This is a genomic window from Caballeronia sp. LjRoot29 (assembly GCF_964252755.1).
Classification (GTDB): Bacteria; Pseudomonadota; Gammaproteobacteria; order Burkholderiales; family Burkholderiaceae; genus Caballeronia.
In genome coordinates this window covers 217,068-233,030 of the sequence record NZ_CAXUPU020000005.1, presented here as the reverse complement: position 1 = coordinate 233,030, position 15,963 = coordinate 217,068, and the positions used below count along the sequence as shown (strand labels likewise).

The 15,963-nt window shown below is 59.6% G+C and carries 11 protein-coding genes and 1 pseudogene; 3 read left to right on the top strand and 9 right to left on the bottom strand.

The window, feature by feature from the left end:
• Nucleotides 1–14: 14 nt before the first annotated feature.
• Nucleotides 15–1,379, top strand: a complete 1,365-nt coding sequence (locus ACSQ83_RS08500) for an MFS transporter (RefSeq protein ID WP_436227825.1) — start codon at nucleotides 15–17, stop codon at nucleotides 1,377–1,379.
• A 32-nt stretch (nucleotides 1,380–1,411) separates the two neighbouring features.
• Here ACSQ83_RS08500 and ACSQ83_RS08495 read toward each other — a convergent pair.
• The 5 genes and pseudogenes from ACSQ83_RS08495 to ACSQ83_RS08475 all read right to left on the bottom strand — a co-directional run.
• Nucleotides 1,412–2,866 (bottom strand): annotated as a pseudogene (locus tag ACSQ83_RS08495) (tetratricopeptide repeat protein); the annotation flags it as partial.
• A gap of 12 nt (nucleotides 2,867–2,878) precedes the next feature.
• A complete protein-coding gene (locus ACSQ83_RS08490; RefSeq protein ID WP_436227824.1) occupies nucleotides 2,879–3,163 on the bottom strand; it encodes a tetratricopeptide repeat protein in 285 nt (94 codons plus the stop codon).
• A 124-nt stretch (nucleotides 3,164–3,287) separates the two neighbouring features.
• The gene (locus ACSQ83_RS08485; RefSeq protein WP_436227823.1) at nucleotides 3,288–3,884 is read right to left on the bottom strand and encodes a lipocalin family protein; all 597 of its coding nucleotides are present in this window, start codon (nucleotides 3,882–3,884) and stop codon (nucleotides 3,288–3,290) included.
• A gap of 105 nt (nucleotides 3,885–3,989) precedes the next feature.
• Nucleotides 3,990–5,372: an ATP-dependent RNA helicase DbpA gene (dbpA, locus tag ACSQ83_RS08480; protein ID WP_414947668.1), complete on the bottom strand. Its 1,383-nt coding sequence runs from the start codon at nucleotides 5,370–5,372 to the stop codon at nucleotides 3,990–3,992.
• A 13-nt stretch (nucleotides 5,373–5,385) separates the two neighbouring features.
• Nucleotides 5,386–5,583 carry a hypothetical protein gene (locus tag ACSQ83_RS08475; RefSeq protein WP_436227822.1) on the bottom strand — a complete coding sequence of 66 codons (198 nt, stop codon included), beginning with the start codon at nucleotides 5,581–5,583 and terminating at the stop codon, nucleotides 5,386–5,388.
• A gap of 236 nt (nucleotides 5,584–5,819) precedes the next feature.
• Between ACSQ83_RS08475 and sbcD the strand changes: the two genes are divergently transcribed.
• Both sbcD and ACSQ83_RS08465 read left to right on the top strand, forming a co-directional pair.
• Nucleotides 5,820–7,043, top strand: a complete 1,224-nt coding sequence (sbcD, locus tag ACSQ83_RS08470; RefSeq protein WP_436227821.1) for an exonuclease subunit SbcD — start codon at nucleotides 5,820–5,822, stop codon at nucleotides 7,041–7,043.
• Nucleotides 7,040–10,480, top strand: a complete 3,441-nt coding sequence (locus ACSQ83_RS08465) for an AAA family ATPase (RefSeq protein ID WP_436227820.1) — start codon at nucleotides 7,040–7,042, stop codon at nucleotides 10,478–10,480. The genes sbcD and ACSQ83_RS08465 overlap by 4 nt, the downstream gene beginning before the upstream one ends.
• A 7-nt stretch (nucleotides 10,481–10,487) precedes the next feature.
• Here ACSQ83_RS08465 and ACSQ83_RS08460 read toward each other — a convergent pair whose 3' ends face one another.
• From ACSQ83_RS08460 to ACSQ83_RS08445, 4 genes are all read right to left on the bottom strand, one after another.
• Nucleotides 10,488–11,732, bottom strand: a complete 1,245-nt coding sequence (locus ACSQ83_RS08460) for a tetratricopeptide repeat protein (RefSeq protein WP_436227819.1) — start codon at nucleotides 11,730–11,732, stop codon at nucleotides 10,488–10,490.
• Between the two features lie 542 nt (nucleotides 11,733–12,274).
• The gene (locus tag ACSQ83_RS08455) at nucleotides 12,275–13,744 is read right to left on the bottom strand and encodes an MFS transporter (protein WP_436227818.1); all 1,470 of its coding nucleotides are present in this window, start codon (nucleotides 13,742–13,744) and stop codon (nucleotides 12,275–12,277) included.
• A gap of 72 nt (nucleotides 13,745–13,816) precedes the next feature.
• Nucleotides 13,817–15,010, bottom strand: coding sequence for a CaiB/BaiF CoA transferase family protein (locus ACSQ83_RS08450; RefSeq protein WP_436227817.1), 1,194 nt, complete (start codon nucleotides 15,008–15,010; stop codon nucleotides 13,817–13,819).
• Complete coding sequence (locus ACSQ83_RS08445) at nucleotides 15,007–15,933, bottom strand: hydroxymethylglutaryl-CoA lyase (protein ID WP_436227816.1); 927 nt, start codon at nucleotides 15,931–15,933, stop codon at nucleotides 15,007–15,009. The genes ACSQ83_RS08450 and ACSQ83_RS08445 overlap by 4 nt, the downstream gene beginning before the upstream one ends.
• Between the last annotated feature and the right edge of the window lie 30 nt (nucleotides 15,934–15,963).

Below are 15,963 nucleotides of genomic sequence, written 5' to 3'. Positions count from 1 at the left end.
TCGCCGACGGTCCCATGACCGCGCTCCAGCGTCGCGGCATGGCGGCAATCCTGCTCGCCGTTTCGCTCGCCACGCTCGATACCGCCATCGCGAACACTGCGCTCCCCGCAATTGCCGCCGATCTCCACGCAACCCCCGCCGCTTCCGTCTGGATCATCAACGCGTACCAACTCGCGATGGTCGCCACGCTGCTGCCGTTCGCGGCGCTAGGCGGGATCGTCGGGCACAGGAAGATCTATCTGGGCGGGCTGATCCTGTTTCTGGCGGCATCGCTGACGTGCGCACTGTCGTGGTCGCTGCCAACGCTCACCGCGGCGCGCCTGCTGCAGGGCGTTGGCGCGAGCGCAATCATGAGCGTGAACACCGCGCTGATCGGCGCGATCTATCCGCATCACAGGCTCGGGCGAGGGTTTGGGCTGAATGCGCTGGTGGTGGGGATATCGTTCGCGGTCGGACCGACGGTCGCGTCCGTCGTGCTCTCGCTTGGACCATGGCCGTGGCTGTTCGCGGTGAATGTGCCAATTGGACTGGTGGCGCTGGCTATCGGCTGGACGGCGTTGCCGCAAACACCGCGCGCCACGCACGGTTTCGACCGGGTGGCGGCTGGACTGAACGTGGTCACATTCGCCGCGCTGGTGTTCGCGCTAGGCGAAGCGGCGCAGCGCGCGCCTGCGCATATTGTGCTGATTGCGCTCGCGGTAACGGCGGTGGCGGGCGGGTTGATGCTGCATCGGGAGCGCGGTCATCCGGCACCAATGCTCCCCGTCGATCTCTTCAAGCGCCCGATGTTTGCGTTATCGACGGCAACCGCAGTCTGCTCGTTTGCCGCGCAAGGGCTGGCGTTCGTGTCGCTGCCGTTTTATTTCGAAAGCGTGCTCGGGCGCAGTCAGGTGGAGACCGGCTTCCTGATGACGCCGTGGTCGGTGATGGTGGCGCTGCTCGCTCCGGTCGCGGGTCGTTTATCGGATCGATACCAACCGGGGTTGCTGGGCGGCATCGGCCTCGCCGTCATGTGCGCGGGCATGGCGTCGCTGGCGTTGTTGCCGGCTCATCCCCATGCGCTCGATATCTGTATCCGCATGGCCATATGCGGCGCGGGTTTCGGGTTCTTCCAGTCGCCCAATCTGAAGGCGCTCATGGCGAGCGCGCCGCGCGAGCGTAGCGGTGGCGCGAGCGGCGTGGTGGCAACCGCCCGGCTGATCGGCCAGGCGACCGGCGCGGCGTTGGTCGCGCTGAGCTTTGGTATTGCGGGGCATCACGGGCCGGCACTGGCGCTGGCGATCGGCGCGGGATTCGCGGGCGTCGCCAGTATTGCAAGCGGCTTGCGGCTGATTACCCGCGATAAACCCGTCGAATCGATGCAAACAGCGCAGAAGTAGGCTGTTCTGCGCGAGGAACCAGCGCAGAACAATCACCCCGCCATTAACGCCGCTTTCGCCCGCGCCACCGGCTCTGTCCAGTCTCCAAGCCTAGTCTGCTTGAACAGCCGCGTGTGCGGATACCACGGGCTGTCGTCACGATCCAGCATCCAGCGCCAGTCGTAGTTCGCCGGCAGGAATATCCACACGGGCTTGCCCAGCGCACCGGCCAGGTGAGCCACCGATGTATCGACCGTTATCCCCAGGTCGAGTTGCTCGATCAGCGCGGCGGTATCGGCGAAATCGTGGATGTCGTTCGTCAGGTCGTGGGTTTTCAACGCGCATCCGGGCTGCAACAGCTGATCGCGCGCAGCGCCCTTCTGCAGCGAGAACCACGCGGTGTCCGGCACCGCCGCGAACGGTGACCACGCGGCAAATGGCATTGAGCGGAATTGATCGTTGCCGAAGGTCGGACTGCCCGCCCACACAATGCCGATCTTCCTACGAGCGCCCGCCAGTTTTTTCACGCGCGCCGGCCACGATCCGATCCGTTCGGCGCTCACGCTCATATAAGGCGTATCGGCGATAACACCCGGAACAAGATGGGCCACGCGATGCGGCACGCTCATAGAAGGCGTCCAGTAGTCATAGCCTTTCGTCGAGCCAATTGGGAGCGCCCGGCGCACGCCGCGCACGCTCTGGATCAGTTCCACAATGTTCTCCGGCACCCACATGTCGACTGTCGCGCCCATCTGTTCAAGCACGGTCGCATAGCGCGCGAACTGCATCATGTCGCCGTGCCCCTGCTCGCCGGCGACCAACAGCGTCTTGCCTTGCAGCGATTCCCCGCGCCATTCCGGCACGCCGGGAACCTTCATAGGCTTGTACTTGCTCGAGCGCCAGCGCACTTCGTGCAGCGCCCAGCCATCCTTGAAGTTGCCGCGCCGTAACTGCAGCAACGCGAGATTGTGAAGCGCGTCGGCGTGATCGGGGGGCAATGTCAACGCGTGCCGATAGTACGGTTCCTCCTCCTCAAAACGCCCTTGCGAACCGATAGCCGCACCCACGCAGACGTGAATCTGCGGATCATCGCGCAAGGTCAGCGCCCGGCGATATTGCGCTTCCGCCTCCACGAATTTCCCAAACAACCCGAGCGTCGTGCCGAGATTCACGTTCGCTTCGAGGTGGTCTGGTTTCAAAGCAAGCGCCCGATGCAAGCCCGCCACCGCTTCATCGAATCGCTTCAGTTCGCGCAGCGCATTGCCTTCGTCGAAATGCGCGTGGAAGTTGCCGGGATTGCGGAGAAGCACATCGCGATAGGTGGCCAACGCCTGTTCGTGGCGCTTCTCGGCGGCGAGCGTGGAGCCAAGGTTCAAACGTGCGTCGATGAAATCGGGATCCTGGGCGAGCAACGTCTCGAGCTGTTCGATGGCTTCGTCGAAGCGGCCTTGCTTTTGTAGCGCCGATTTAAGGTTATTGCGTGCGTTAGAAAACGCCGGATCGATGGCAAGCGCCCGCTCTTAGCACGCCACGGCATGGGGAAGATCGCCCAGCGCCGCCGCCACGAGCCCGCGATTGCTTAAGCACGCCGACGCATCCGGGGCCAGGCCAAGCGCACGATCCAGCAACTTCGCAGCGTCTTCGTTATCGCCACGTTGATGCAGCAGCACACCGAGGTAATGCGGTGCATCGACGTGATCAGGATGTTCCTTGAGAACCGCGCGATAACCGCTTTCGGCTTCGGCCATATGGCCTGCCTGATGGAGAGATAAAGCGGCGGCGAGCGGTTCGGCAAGTTGATTCATGGCGGGCGTATTCATCAAGGTGGATAACCTCTCGATGCTATGCGCTGCCCTCCCGTCCGACTATCGGATTGCTCCTATCCCTTGTTTCGCAAGTTGAGGTTATGAGTTTCGCTGATCGGGGGTATCAGTCTTTATCGCCGGGGGAATGGAAACCCGGCTTGCCGATTTGTTCCGGCGTCTGCGGCACGCGACGAAACCGCGAAGTGTCATAACCCATCTCGTCGAGGCGCCCTAGAAGTTCGCGATATTTCGCGTCGCTGATATCCGGTGAACGCGCGAAGATCCAGCCTAGCTTCTTGCCCGGATAACCGAGGATTGTGTATTGATAATCCGCATCGACATAAAGCGTTTGCTGACTCGCGTAAATCGGCCAGAAAATGCGCACGCTCCATTCGGCGCTATTCGTCCCGGGAACAATAGAATCCGTGAACTGATAATGCTTGAGAGGAGCATCGAACGAGCCCTTGTGCGCGTAATACGAATCGTCGATTTTGCCGTCATCGCGAAGTTTCCATTGCGCGTAACTGCCAACGAAATTCTCTTCGGCGAAATACGGAATGTTCGCGACGATATACCAGCGGCCCATATAGCGCGGCAAATCAACGGATGCGAGCTTTGGCTCGACATTCGCGCGCGGATTGGGGTTCGGAGGGGACGACATGCACGCGCTGAGTAGCAGCGTGAACAAAACAACGACAATAACGCGCGAATAGCGGGACATGGAGCACCAAGGTATCGATTAAGGGCGGATATGAATGCATACGCATATCCGCTCTGACTGGTTTCATCGATGCAATGGTGCAAATTGCAGGCCCGGAGGTTCAGGCTAAATGCGCCGCACCTTCACCTTCTTGCCCTTCACCTTCCCCGCCGACAACTTCTTCACGGCCTGATCCGCAATATCGCGCGCGACCGCCACGTATGTGACCATGTCCGTCACGTTGATCTTGCCGATCTGCGAGCCTTCGAAACCGGCGTCGCCGGTCAGCGCGCCGAGGACATCGCCGGGACGAATCTTTTCCTTGCGTCCGCCGAGGATCTGCAGCGTGGCCATGGGCGGTTGAAGATGACCCGGCGTCGCCGGCGTCAGTTCGCTCAGCTTGTGCCACTCCACTTCCTTCTTCTGCGCCTGTTCGATCGAACTCACGCGCGCCATTTCATTCATGCTCGCGAGGCTCAGCGCCCAGCCTTCCTGATCCGCGCGGCCAGTGCGACCAATTCGATGCACGTGGATCTCAGGATCTTGCGTGACATCGACGTTGATCACCGCTTCGAGCTGCGTGATGTCCAGCCCTCGCGCGGCGACATCGGTTGCGACCAGCACCGAGCAACTGCGATTGGCGAACTGCACGAGCACCTGATCGCGTTCGCGTTGTTCGAGTTCGCCGTGCAGCGCGAGTGCGTTGAAACCTTGCGCGACCAAAACATCGAGCAAGTCGCGGCATTGCTGTTTCGTGTTGCAGAACGCGAGCGTGCTGACCGGCTGATAGTGATCCAGCAACTGGCCGACCGCGTGCAGGCGTTCGTTGTCGTGCACTTCGTAGAAGCGCTGCTTGATCTTCGAATTCGTGTGCTGCTCGGTGAGCTTGACTTCCTGCGGTTTGCGCAAGAATTGCTGGCTCAACTTGGCGATGCCTTCGGGATATGTCGCGGAAAACAGCAGCGTCTGACGATCCTTCGGACATTGCTTGACGACGGCGACGATATCGTCGAAGAAACCCATGTCGAGCATGCGGTCGGCTTCATCGAGCACGAGCGTCTTGAGCGCGGTCAACGGCAGCGTGCCGCGTTCAAGGTGATCCATGATCCGCCCGGGCGTTCCCACGGCGATGTGGCAGCCGTGTTCAAGGCTTGCGATCTGCGGACGCATCGGCGAACCGCCGCACAGCGTCAGGATCTTGATGTTGTCCTCCGCGCGCGCGATGCGGCGGATTTCCTGCGTGACCTGATCGGCGAGTTCGCGCGTCGGGCACAACACCAGCGCCTGAACGGAGAAAAGCTTTGGGTCGATCTTCGCGAGCAGCGGCAACGCGAACGCGGCCGTCTTGCCGCTGCCCGTCTTCGCCTGCGCGATGAGATCGTGGCCTGCGAGCGCGATCGGCAGGCTGGCGGCCTGGATCGGGGTCATCGTCAGATAACCGAGTTGTTCGAGGTTCGCCAGCATCGCCGGCGAAAGCGGCAGGGAGCTGAAAGAAGTAGACGTGGTCATGAGGGTGTTTTACTTATTTTGCGGCAGGTTTCGGCGCGACCGAATTGTCCTGCTCGTAGGTGATCGTGCCGTCGGGCGCGTCGTGGCGCAGCACCTTGTTGCGCGCTCCGCACATGGGGCAGCGGAACATGAGGCCCTGGCCTTCGTTCTTGATGAGCACGTCGGCGAGTTGCCATTCGGCGCCGCACGGCTGGTTTCGGCAGATAAACATGATTGATTTGAGCGTAATTGATGGGGTTGCGGCGTGAAAAGGGCATCGGCGAGGGCCGACGCGCGCTGTTTTCGGCGCAATTAGAAGCCGAAGTGTACGCGTACGCCGCGCAATTGCCTCGTTTTGCAGCATTTTCCCGGGTCTTGCCGGCCCGCTCGCGCGTTTGGATAGAGTCGATCGGCTAAACTGGCAACCACCAAAACGATGCGCGGCAACGCCTTCCACCCTACTCTTCGATGCGAATCCTGCACACTTCGGACTGGCACCTCGGCCAGTACTTTCTTGGGCATTCACGCCAGGCTGAACATCAAAAGCTGATTGCGTGGCTGGTCGAGCAAACGCGGCTGCACGCGGTCGATTCAGTGCTGATAGCCGGCGATATCTTCGATACCGGCGCACCGCCCAGCTACGCGCGTGAAATGTATTACTCGCTGATTCTGGCGTTGCGCGATGCGGGCGTCGGCTTGACGCTGCTGGCGGGCAATCACGATTCCGTCGCCGTGCTGGAAGAGTCTCGCCACTTGCTGACGGCGTTGAATACGGTGGTCATTCCCTCGGTGCAAGACGATCCGAACGAGCAGGTTCGTGTGCTCACCACGCGCGATGGGAAACCCGGTGCGATTGTCTGCGCCATCCCGTTCATCCGTCCGCGCGATGTGTTGCAGAGCATCGCGGGACAGAGCGCGCGCGAGAAGCAGGAGTCGCTGCAAGACGCGATTCACGCGCATTATCGGGCGCTGTTTGCGTTGGCTGAGCAAAAGCGGACTGAGCTTGGCGTGCATTTGCCGATCATCGCGACCGGGCATTTGACGACGGTCGGCGCGAGCGCGAGTGAATCGGTGCGGGAGATTTATGTGGGCGCGCTGGAAGCCTTTCCGACGAGCGCGTTTCCGGCCGCCGATTACATCGCGCTCGGGCATATTCATCGGCCGCAGAAAGTGGGCGGGTTCGAGCACATTCGATACAGCGGTTCGCCAATTCCACTGAGCTTCGATGAAGCGCGGCAACAGAAACAGATGCTGCTTGTGGATGCATCGGAGGACGGTCTACAGGCTGTGACCGTGCTCGACGTGCCCTGCTTCCAGTCGTTGTTATCGGTGAAGGGATCGTTGAAAGAACTCGAGGCTGCGGTCTCGGCGGCGGCTTCTCAGGCAGTTAAAGGCGAGACCGTGTGGCTGGAAATCGTCGTATCCGCCGATGACTACCTCAGCGATCTCCAGGCGCGTATCCAGAAGATCACCGAAGACCTGCCGGTCGAAGTGCTGCGCATTCGTCGCGAGCGTTCTTCCGCTGCGAGCACGCTGCATCGCCAAGCGAAGGAAACCTTGAACGAGCTCACGCCCGACGATGTCTTCGCGCGCCGCCTGCAAACGGAAACCATCGATGAGGAAACGCGCGCGCAGCTTTTATCGATGTATCGCGGGGTCGTGGCGCAGATTGGCGAGGCAGATCCAGCATGAAGATTTTGTCGTTGCGTCTGCGTAATCTGAACTCGCTGAAGGGCGAGTGGAAGATCGATTTCAGCCAGCCGCCGTTTCGCGATAACGGCTTGTTCGCGATCACCGGCCCGACCGGCGCCGGCAAAACCACGTTGCTCGATGCAATCTGTCTTGCGCTCTATCACCGCACGCCGCGCATGGACACGATCTCGCAAGGGACGAACGAGCTGATGACGCGGCACACGTTCGAATGCCTCGCGGAAGTGGAGTTCGAGGTGAAGGGCGAAGGGTATCGGGCGTTCTGGAGCCAGCGTCGCGCACGCGATAAAGCCGATGGCAATCTGCAAGCCCCCAAGGTCGAACTCGCGCGTCTCGATGGCACGATCATGACCGAGCGAATCGTGGATAAATTGCGTAAGGTTGAAGAGATCACCGGTCTTGATTTCGGCCGCTTCACCAAGTCGATGATGCTCGCGCAAGGCGGCTTCGCCGCGTTCCTCGAAGCGAAGGCAAACGAGCGCGCCGAGTTGCTGGAAGAGCTCACCGGTACCGATATCTACGGCACGATCTCGCGGAACGTTTTCGAGCGGACGCGCAACGAGAAGCTTGCGCTGGATACGCTTTTGGTTCGCGCCGACGGTGTGCAGCTGCTGACTGAGGAGCAGCGGACCGAATTGCAGCAGGAGTGCATCGGTCTTGCCGCGCAGGAAACCGCACTCGGCAAGCAAGTCGAGACGACACGCGCGATGCAGACCTGGCGCCTTGCGTTATCGGAAGCGGAAACGCAGCTTGAACAGGCGCTGGCCAACCAACAGCAAGCAGACGCAAAGATCGCCGATGCCAAGCCTTCGCTCGACCGCCTCACCGCAAGTGACCCTGCCGAAAAGCTGCGGGCCGATCATACGGCGATGCTTTTAGCGCGCGAGAGACATGCGGATACCTCGCGACAACTGGCGCGCTCGAAGGACGAGAAGCGCGCCGCTTCGCTTGATGCGACGCGTGGTCTGCGTTCCGCGTCAGTGACCAGCCGACGAATCGTGGAGATCCGGGAAGACGCGCTGAATCGCGTGCTGATCGAAAGCAAAACCGTTCAGTCCGCACTCGATGAACATCCGCATCGAAGCAAACTTGGTGAACTGATTGTGCTGTGGCATCAGCACTTCGATGCGCGCGGGCAGACGCTGAATGACATCGAGACTAACGCCGCGAAGCAGAATAAATTGAGTGGTGAAATTGATAAGCGGACGCGTGAAATTGATGCCAAGCAGGTTGCTGCACGCGACGCCTCGGCGGCAGCGGAACTCGCACGCAAGGCTGAAAGCGAGCAACGGGAGAAGCTTTCGAGCACGCTAGGCGGCGAGAGTGAAGCGGCATTGAAAGCGCGTTGCCAGCTTCTTAACGAGCAACATCATTTGTTCGGCAAGCTGGCGGATATCCGCGAAACGGTTGCACGCGGGACCAAACAAGCCGCGATGGATCGGGATGAGCGGGCTCGGAAAAATGCGTCGTTGACGTCGCTGAACGAGCAACGTGATCGCCTTGCCAAGGAAGTTGCAACGCTCACCGAGCAAGTTGAAGACAAGCGAAAATTGCTGCATCAGGAGCAGCGTATTCTCGATCTCGCCGGACATCGTGCAGCGCTACAACCCGACGAAGCGTGCCCGTTGTGCGGATCAACCGAACATCCGTCCATCACTGCCTATGCCGCGCTCGACGTCTCGGCGACCGAGCAAGCGTGGAAGGATAAGCAAGTCATATTGCAGCACGCGAGCAAGGAAGCCTCGGCGGTCGATGTCTCTATTGCGGCGTCGGCTGCGGAGATCAAGGCGTTGGGGACGCGTATCGATACATGGCTTGAAGACGACGCGCGGCACGCGGAGAACTGGCGAAAGCTGTGCGTTGATCTTGGACTCGACGCCGTCGGCCATGACGGACTCGGTGCACTCAAGCAGGCGCACGCGGCAACGTTGAAACTTGCGCTGGACACGTCCGTCGCGGTCGATCAGCAAATAGCGCTAATCAAGCAGCACGAGGCTTCGCGGCATGCCGCGGAGCGTGCGGCGCTCGATCACCAGCACGCGTTGAAGCTTCTCGAAGAGAGACAAATCGCTGAGCGGAAATCCTTGAAAGATGTCTCCGATCAAGCCGGCGTTTTGCGAGCCGCATCACTCAAGAGAGAGCAGGCGCTTGATGAATCGGTGACGTCCGTTGGTTATGCACGGCCGAATTCCTGGACGCATTGGCAGCAATGGCTCACCGAGCGCGATGCAGAATGGAAGGCGTGGCAGAAGGCATCGGAGCAAATTCGCGCTTTGTCGCAGCAAGCCGATCGAGCCAAGCACGCGGGTGAAGCTGCATCGGTAGAAGCCGCGAAGTGGTCCGCACGATGGGCCGATTGCGAGAAGGATTACGCGGAGTTGGAAACGGGGGCCGACGTTGCCGCGATTGATAATCCCGATGCTGCGTTTTTATCGGCGATAGAACGCTACGAAACAGCAGCCCATAAAACCAGCCTCCTCGAAGGCACCGAGCACACGGTGACGCAGCAGCTGATCGAAGACAAGGAGCGCGCGGAGAAAACATCGGGGACATGGACAACTGCATTAAGCAAAAGCATCTTCGCCAACGAACAGGCGTTCTCCGAAGCGCTGCTGCCGAGCGAAGAACGCGAGCGCCTGCAAACGCTGAAACGCGAACTCGATGAACTGCGCACGAAGGTTCACACGCTGCGCACGACTGCGGAAAACCGTCGTGCGGAATTGCTGAAAGAGCCGAAGACCGAGCTGGACGCCGACGCGTTGCAACGATCGCTCGATGAGATGCTCGCAACGTCGAAGAACCTCAGCGAGAAACGAGGCGAGCTTGGCGCGATGCTGAAGAATGACGACCGCTTGCGCGTTGAGAAGCAGGCGTTATATCAGCAGATCGATGCTCAACGCGCGCACTATGATATGTGGCAACGCCTGAGCAGTCTGATCGGTTCCGCCGATGGAGCGAAGTATCGAAAGTTTGCGCAAGGCCTGACGCTCGATCATTTGATCTATCTCGCGAATCGGCAACTCACGCAACTGCATGGGCGCTATCAGTTGAATCGCAAGCTTGCAGGCGACCTAGAAATGGAAGTGCTCGATATGTGGCAAGGCGATGTTGCCCGCGATACACGCACGTTATCGGGCGGAGAAAGCTTTCTGGTGAGTCTTGCGTTGGCGCTGGCTTTATCGGATCTGGTGAGTTTCAAGACTTCCATCGACTCCCTGTTTCTCGATGAAGGGTTCGGAACGCTCGACGGTGAAACTCTGGAGATTGCGCTCAACGCACTCGATTCGTTGAACGCAAGCGGCAAGATGATCGGTGTCATCAGTCATGTGGAAGCGCTCAAGGAGCGCATTCCGTTGCAGATCAGAGTGGCGAAAAGCGTGGGGATCGGCTTCTCGACGGTTGAAGTAGTGGGCGCTTAGCAAGCGTTTATTCGTCGCGGCGGATCGCGATTTCCTGTGACGCAATCTTCTCGATCACGAAGAACGGCATGTCCAGGCGCCACTCGCCGTTTTGCACGGTTGTCTTGTAATCGAACAATGTCTTGCCATCCGCCGAACTAAAAATCAGCCGTTGTTCGGCGCCATCCGGCAGTGCGCTTTCCCCGCCTATCGCCTGATAGCTTGTATTGCTGCCGACGTGGAACTTGTCGGTATTCCATCGGTTCGGCGAATGTGGCGGGAACGGTTTGGCGTCGTGGAAGCCCAACAGATCGTCGTGAGACAGGACACTTTTGCGCAACGTTGGCCACACGTTTTCACGCAGATAATGCTGGTCGATGAAACGGCCGCTATCCGCGTTCTTCGCAGCGAATTGCTGCATCGATTCAACCGCGTTATGCAAAACGCCTGCGCATCCGCCCCATAAGCCCGCGAGAATCAACTCCGTATGGGTGAAGTAGTCGCGGATGATGTGGAAGTAATACGGGCTTTCGACCCACTCCTGTACTGCCGCATATTCGCGTTCTGAGAGGAGCGCGTCGGCATCGCGAAGAAGGAAGCGGTTGATACTGGAATCGTCGATAACGAGGAGGCGCCACATCAGTGAATGAACGCCCGAATCGCGGTCCATGAAAACGACATCGGCGCCCGCGTCTTTGAGTCTTCGTTGAACGTGGTCGGGAACGGTAGCACCCAGATAAACGCGACACGTCCAGCCCTTGAACACGTCGCGCTTTATCTCGGCGTTCATCACGGCGGGCTCGCAGTATCGCGGATTCGATCCGAACAGCCAGTAAGCGATCACGTTTTCATCGGCGTTCGCCGGGTTGAATGCGGGAAGAGCTTGACCGGGAACCGCGACGCCTGGATTGCCACCGCATTTTGCATCGGAAGCACGCAGCGAACGCGATCTGTATTCGCGCATCTCTTCGGTCTTACCCAACCATCCGCATACCTCCACCAAACCATCGAGCCACGTAGCAGACGCCAGCTTGCGCTTGCTCGCCGGCGCGTTGTGAATGCCCATGTAGAACTTGTAGGCCTGGTCGTAGGCTTTCGTACGCATCAGGCACAACGCGTAGTCGGGCAAGATCGACATTTTGTCCGGCGTGATTTGAAGCGCTTCCGCCGCGAACTTCGCGCCGCTTTGAGAATCGCCGGCGGCGTATGCCGCTTGGAATTGTTCGCCAATCGTGGCCAGACACGCTTGCATAGCCGCGGGGGACTGGCGCATGCCGCCGGATTGTTTCACTTGTTGAAAATTAGGTCGGGCCCTGAAGTTTCATTGGTTGTTTAGCGAACGGGCATTGTTCGACCACGCGCATGTGCCGCGCCGAACCGCTCCGAGGTAACAGTGGACTTAAATGGCCCGATGCCCGTTGCCGACGCTTGAGATCGTTTTTCACAATTTCGCGGTGTGAAACTGGGTAATCAAGACTAACTTGGTAATTCGCGAGACTAACTTGGTAATTCGCGCTTGGCCATGATTGGGCTCCTGCTGGAGAACGAGGCGGATTGCCTCATTCTCCAACATACGGAACCGCGCGGCGGACCTCCCAAGAACCGCACGCGCTGGCCGGAGACCCTACCGCGCGAGCGGTTTCGCTCATCGGCCACAAGCGGTCGTTCGGCATTGGTTTCCAGATTGTTGTCAATCTCAGTGGCTAACTATCATTGCAACAGACGCCCCAACATTCTTGCCGAGCGCAGAATCGGTCAATGGTATCTGAACGTAGAGCGTTTGATCCACTCACCTACCGGCCGGGCGGTGACACGCTAATGTGAAATGTTTTCGAGCGCGACATCGCGCGTCCTTGGCCCAAGTAGTCCTATTGCGCAGATGACAATCACCATGGCACCTGAGATGAACACGAACACGCCGTTCACACCAAAGTCCTTCAGAAACCATGCAATGACGAATGCTGAAAACATTGCCGAAAGGCGGCTCCAGGAATAGACAAAACCAACAGCCCGAGCGCGGATGCTTGTTGGAAAGAGCTCCGCCTGATACGCGTGATAGCTGAACGAAATGATATTACCTGCCAGAACCAAGCACACGCCAAGACTGATTAGCAAGACGGTCTCACGCGCCTGACTGAACATCAGTCCACACACCACGTTCATCCCGGCCATTGCCATAATAACGGTCTTGCGCTCGAATTTATCGGCGATCAGCATGCCGAGCAATGGACCAAGCGGGGCGGCAAGCGCAATGATCGATGCATACATCAAGCTTGTCGTCACCGTGATGCCCTGCTTGATCAGCAGGGTCGGAATCCAGTTAGCAAAACCGTAGTAGCCCATCGTCTGGAACACATGAAAAATGATCAGCATTGCGACGCGTTTCCGGTATGGCGCGACGAGCAGGTCACGGAAAAGGGCGCGGGATCGTACCGGTTCCGGCAATGCGGGCGCCGGCAACGCACTGCCATATTCGGCTTGCACCCGCGCTTCGATTCGTGACATGACCTTGTCTGCTTCTTCAAGCCTCCCTTTTTGCGCAAGCCAGCGTGGGCTCTCAGGCAGACGCCGTCGAATCCACCAGACCGCAATCGCACCGACGACGCCAGTCAGCACGACGCAGCGCCAGCCATCGAGGCCAAAGAATGTGCGCGGCACCATGGCATACGAAAGGAACGCTACAGCGGGAACGGCGCAGAACCCGACCGCCTGTGAACACGCCGATGCGCGCCCACGAATATGCTTAGGCACGAGCTCGGAGATATACGTGCCTATCGTCACGACCTCGACGCCAATTCCAACACCCGCTATAAAGCGCCAGAGGTTCAATCCGAAGGCGGTGTCCTGGAATGCCATTACGATATTTGCTGCCGTGTACCACAACAGCGAATAGGTGAAGATGGCGCGGCGGCCGAATTTATCGGCGAGAAAACCGCATGCGGCGGTCCCGAAAAATAGTCCGGCAAACAGCGCAGCGATGAAACTCGCGACGCCGCTCGTGCCGAACAAGCCATGGGTCGTGGATGTCAGGATGCCACTGCGGACCAGTCCCGGCGCAATGTATCCGGAGAACATGAGGTCGTAGAGTTCGAAGAAAAGTCCGAGGCTTAGCAACATGACGAGCTGCCAGATGGTTCGGGTCGCGGGCAGACGGTCGAGGCGCGCCGAGATCAGCGCCGCGCCCATCGCGATGTCGGCGTGAGGCGTCGCCTCGAGCGACGCGTCGGCCGCTCCGCCGAACGGCACGGTGCTCACCGGAAGAACTGTATTGCTGGACGATTTCATAGCCTGTCTCCTGTAGGGCGGTCTGTTGCCGCTTGTTGGCATGTTGTTTTCCGAGCTTGCAGCCAGCCCGAACTACGCAGCTTTCGCCGGCTCGGAGCCGGTCATCTTTTCAATATCGGCGCGAGCATAGCCCAGTGATTCGAGCACTTCTGCCGTGTGTTCGCCAATCTTCGGGATGGCGCGGCGAGGTTGCAGGCGCGCCCCGTCCATTGAAATGGGCAGCAGCGGCATTTGCGTGTCAGTGCCGTCGTCGAGCGTCAATGCAACGAGGCCGCCACTTTCGATCAGGTGTTTGTCCTCGAAAAGATCCTCGGGCTTCGTGATCGATGCAAAAGGGATATGGTCTCGTTCGAATTTCTCGACGAGATCTTCGCCGTGAAATCGGGCCAGCGTCTCGCCAAGCGTTTGCAGCAGCCACGGACGCGCCAGGACGCGATCATTGTTTGTCGCAAGCCTCGGATCGGCCAGCAAGTCGGCGCGCTCGAGTATCTTGCAGAGCGCGCGCCATTGGCCGTCGCCGGTTGCGGCCACGAACATCTGCTCGCCGCGCGCAAGTGTGAACACGTCATAGACGGCCCACGCGCTGATGCGCTCAGGCATCGGGGCTGCCGCCGCGCCCGTGACGGCATATTGCTGCATGTGTTGCGCCGATAACAACACGCAGTTCTCGAAGAGCGCGCTCTGCACTTCCTTACCCACGCCGCTATGGTCGCGCTCGAACAGCGCAGCCAGCACGCCGATTGCGCCGAACATGCCGCCCATGATGTCGTTCACCGAGCTGCCCGCACGTAGCGGACGACCGACCGGCCCCGTCATGTAGGCGAGGCCGGCCATCATTTGCACGACTTCGTCGAGGGCAAGACGATTCTCGTATGGACCGTTGAGAAAGCCCTTGTGCGAGACGTAGACAAGCTTTGGATTGCGTAGCTTCACGCTTGCGTAATCGAGGCCCAGCGTCGCCATTCGCCCCGGCTTGAAATTCTCGACAAACACATCGGTCGTATCGACCAGCTTGTGTAGCGCCTCAATGCCGGCAGGGGTGTCCAGGTCAAGCGCCACACTTTTTTTGTTGCGATTGAACGTGCGAAAAAATCCCGCTCCGGTACCAAGGAGCCGTCGCGTGCCATCGCCATGCGGCGGCTCGACCTTGATCACGTCCGCGCCGAGGTCGCCGAGAATCATGCCGCATGTCGGTCCCATGACCATGTGCGACAGTTCGACCACGCGAACGCCCGAGAGCGGCAAGGAGCTTGATTTTGTATTCATCGATTCACCTGCAGGGAAGAATGTGAAGGAATGCCCGCGCGCGCAAGATATCCGTAGAGCGGCACGCTCGGAAGCGCTGCTTCGAGCACACTGCGCGATGCAATCAGTTGGGGGAGGTCTATCCCAGTGCTGTATCCCATGCTTTCGAGCATGAACACCAGGTCTTCTGTGTTGATATTGCCGGTTGCTCCCGGTGCATGGGGACAGCCGCCGAGGCCCGCAAGCGAAGAATCGAATTCGCGAATTCCGTGTTGCAACGCGATCAGGGTGTTCGCGAGGCCCAGGCCACACGTATCGTGAAAATGCACGGACCGAAAACGGGCTCCGGCAATGCCTTGCACGCGAGCGATGATCTCGGCTACCTGGCGAGGCGTCGCTTGGCCGGTGGTATCGGCGAGAGCGATGACGTCGGCGCCTGCCTTGAGTGCCTGAAGGACGATCTCATCGATGTCGTCGTAGGGGACGTTGCCTTGAAGCGTGCAGCCGAAAACGGTCGACAACCCCGCGATCATTTTCACGCGGCCATTCGCGAGCGCGCACATCTCGGCGAACGCCGCGATCATCTCCAGGGGTGTCTTGCGCACGTTCGCCATGCTGTGTGCAGCGCTTACCGAGATCGGCGCAACGATCTGGTGCACGCCAGCATTGATCGCTCTCTGCGCTCCTTTGAGGTTGGGCGCGAGCGCCGTGACAATCAGGTCGTCGAAAGTCAGCGCATGAGCAATGACTGCGTCGGCGTCGGCCATCTGCGGCAATAACTTCGCGGGCACAAAGGACGCCACTTCCATATGGCGCACGCCGGCTGCGTAAGCTGCGTCGATCCAGGATTTCTTGGCATCGGTGGGCATGATTGGCCCAATGCTTTGCAGGCCGTCGCGCATGCCGACTTCGGTCACGATCACGCGTTCTCTGGAAGGATTCATCAGCGGGCTCACGTTTTGTTTTGCAGGTTG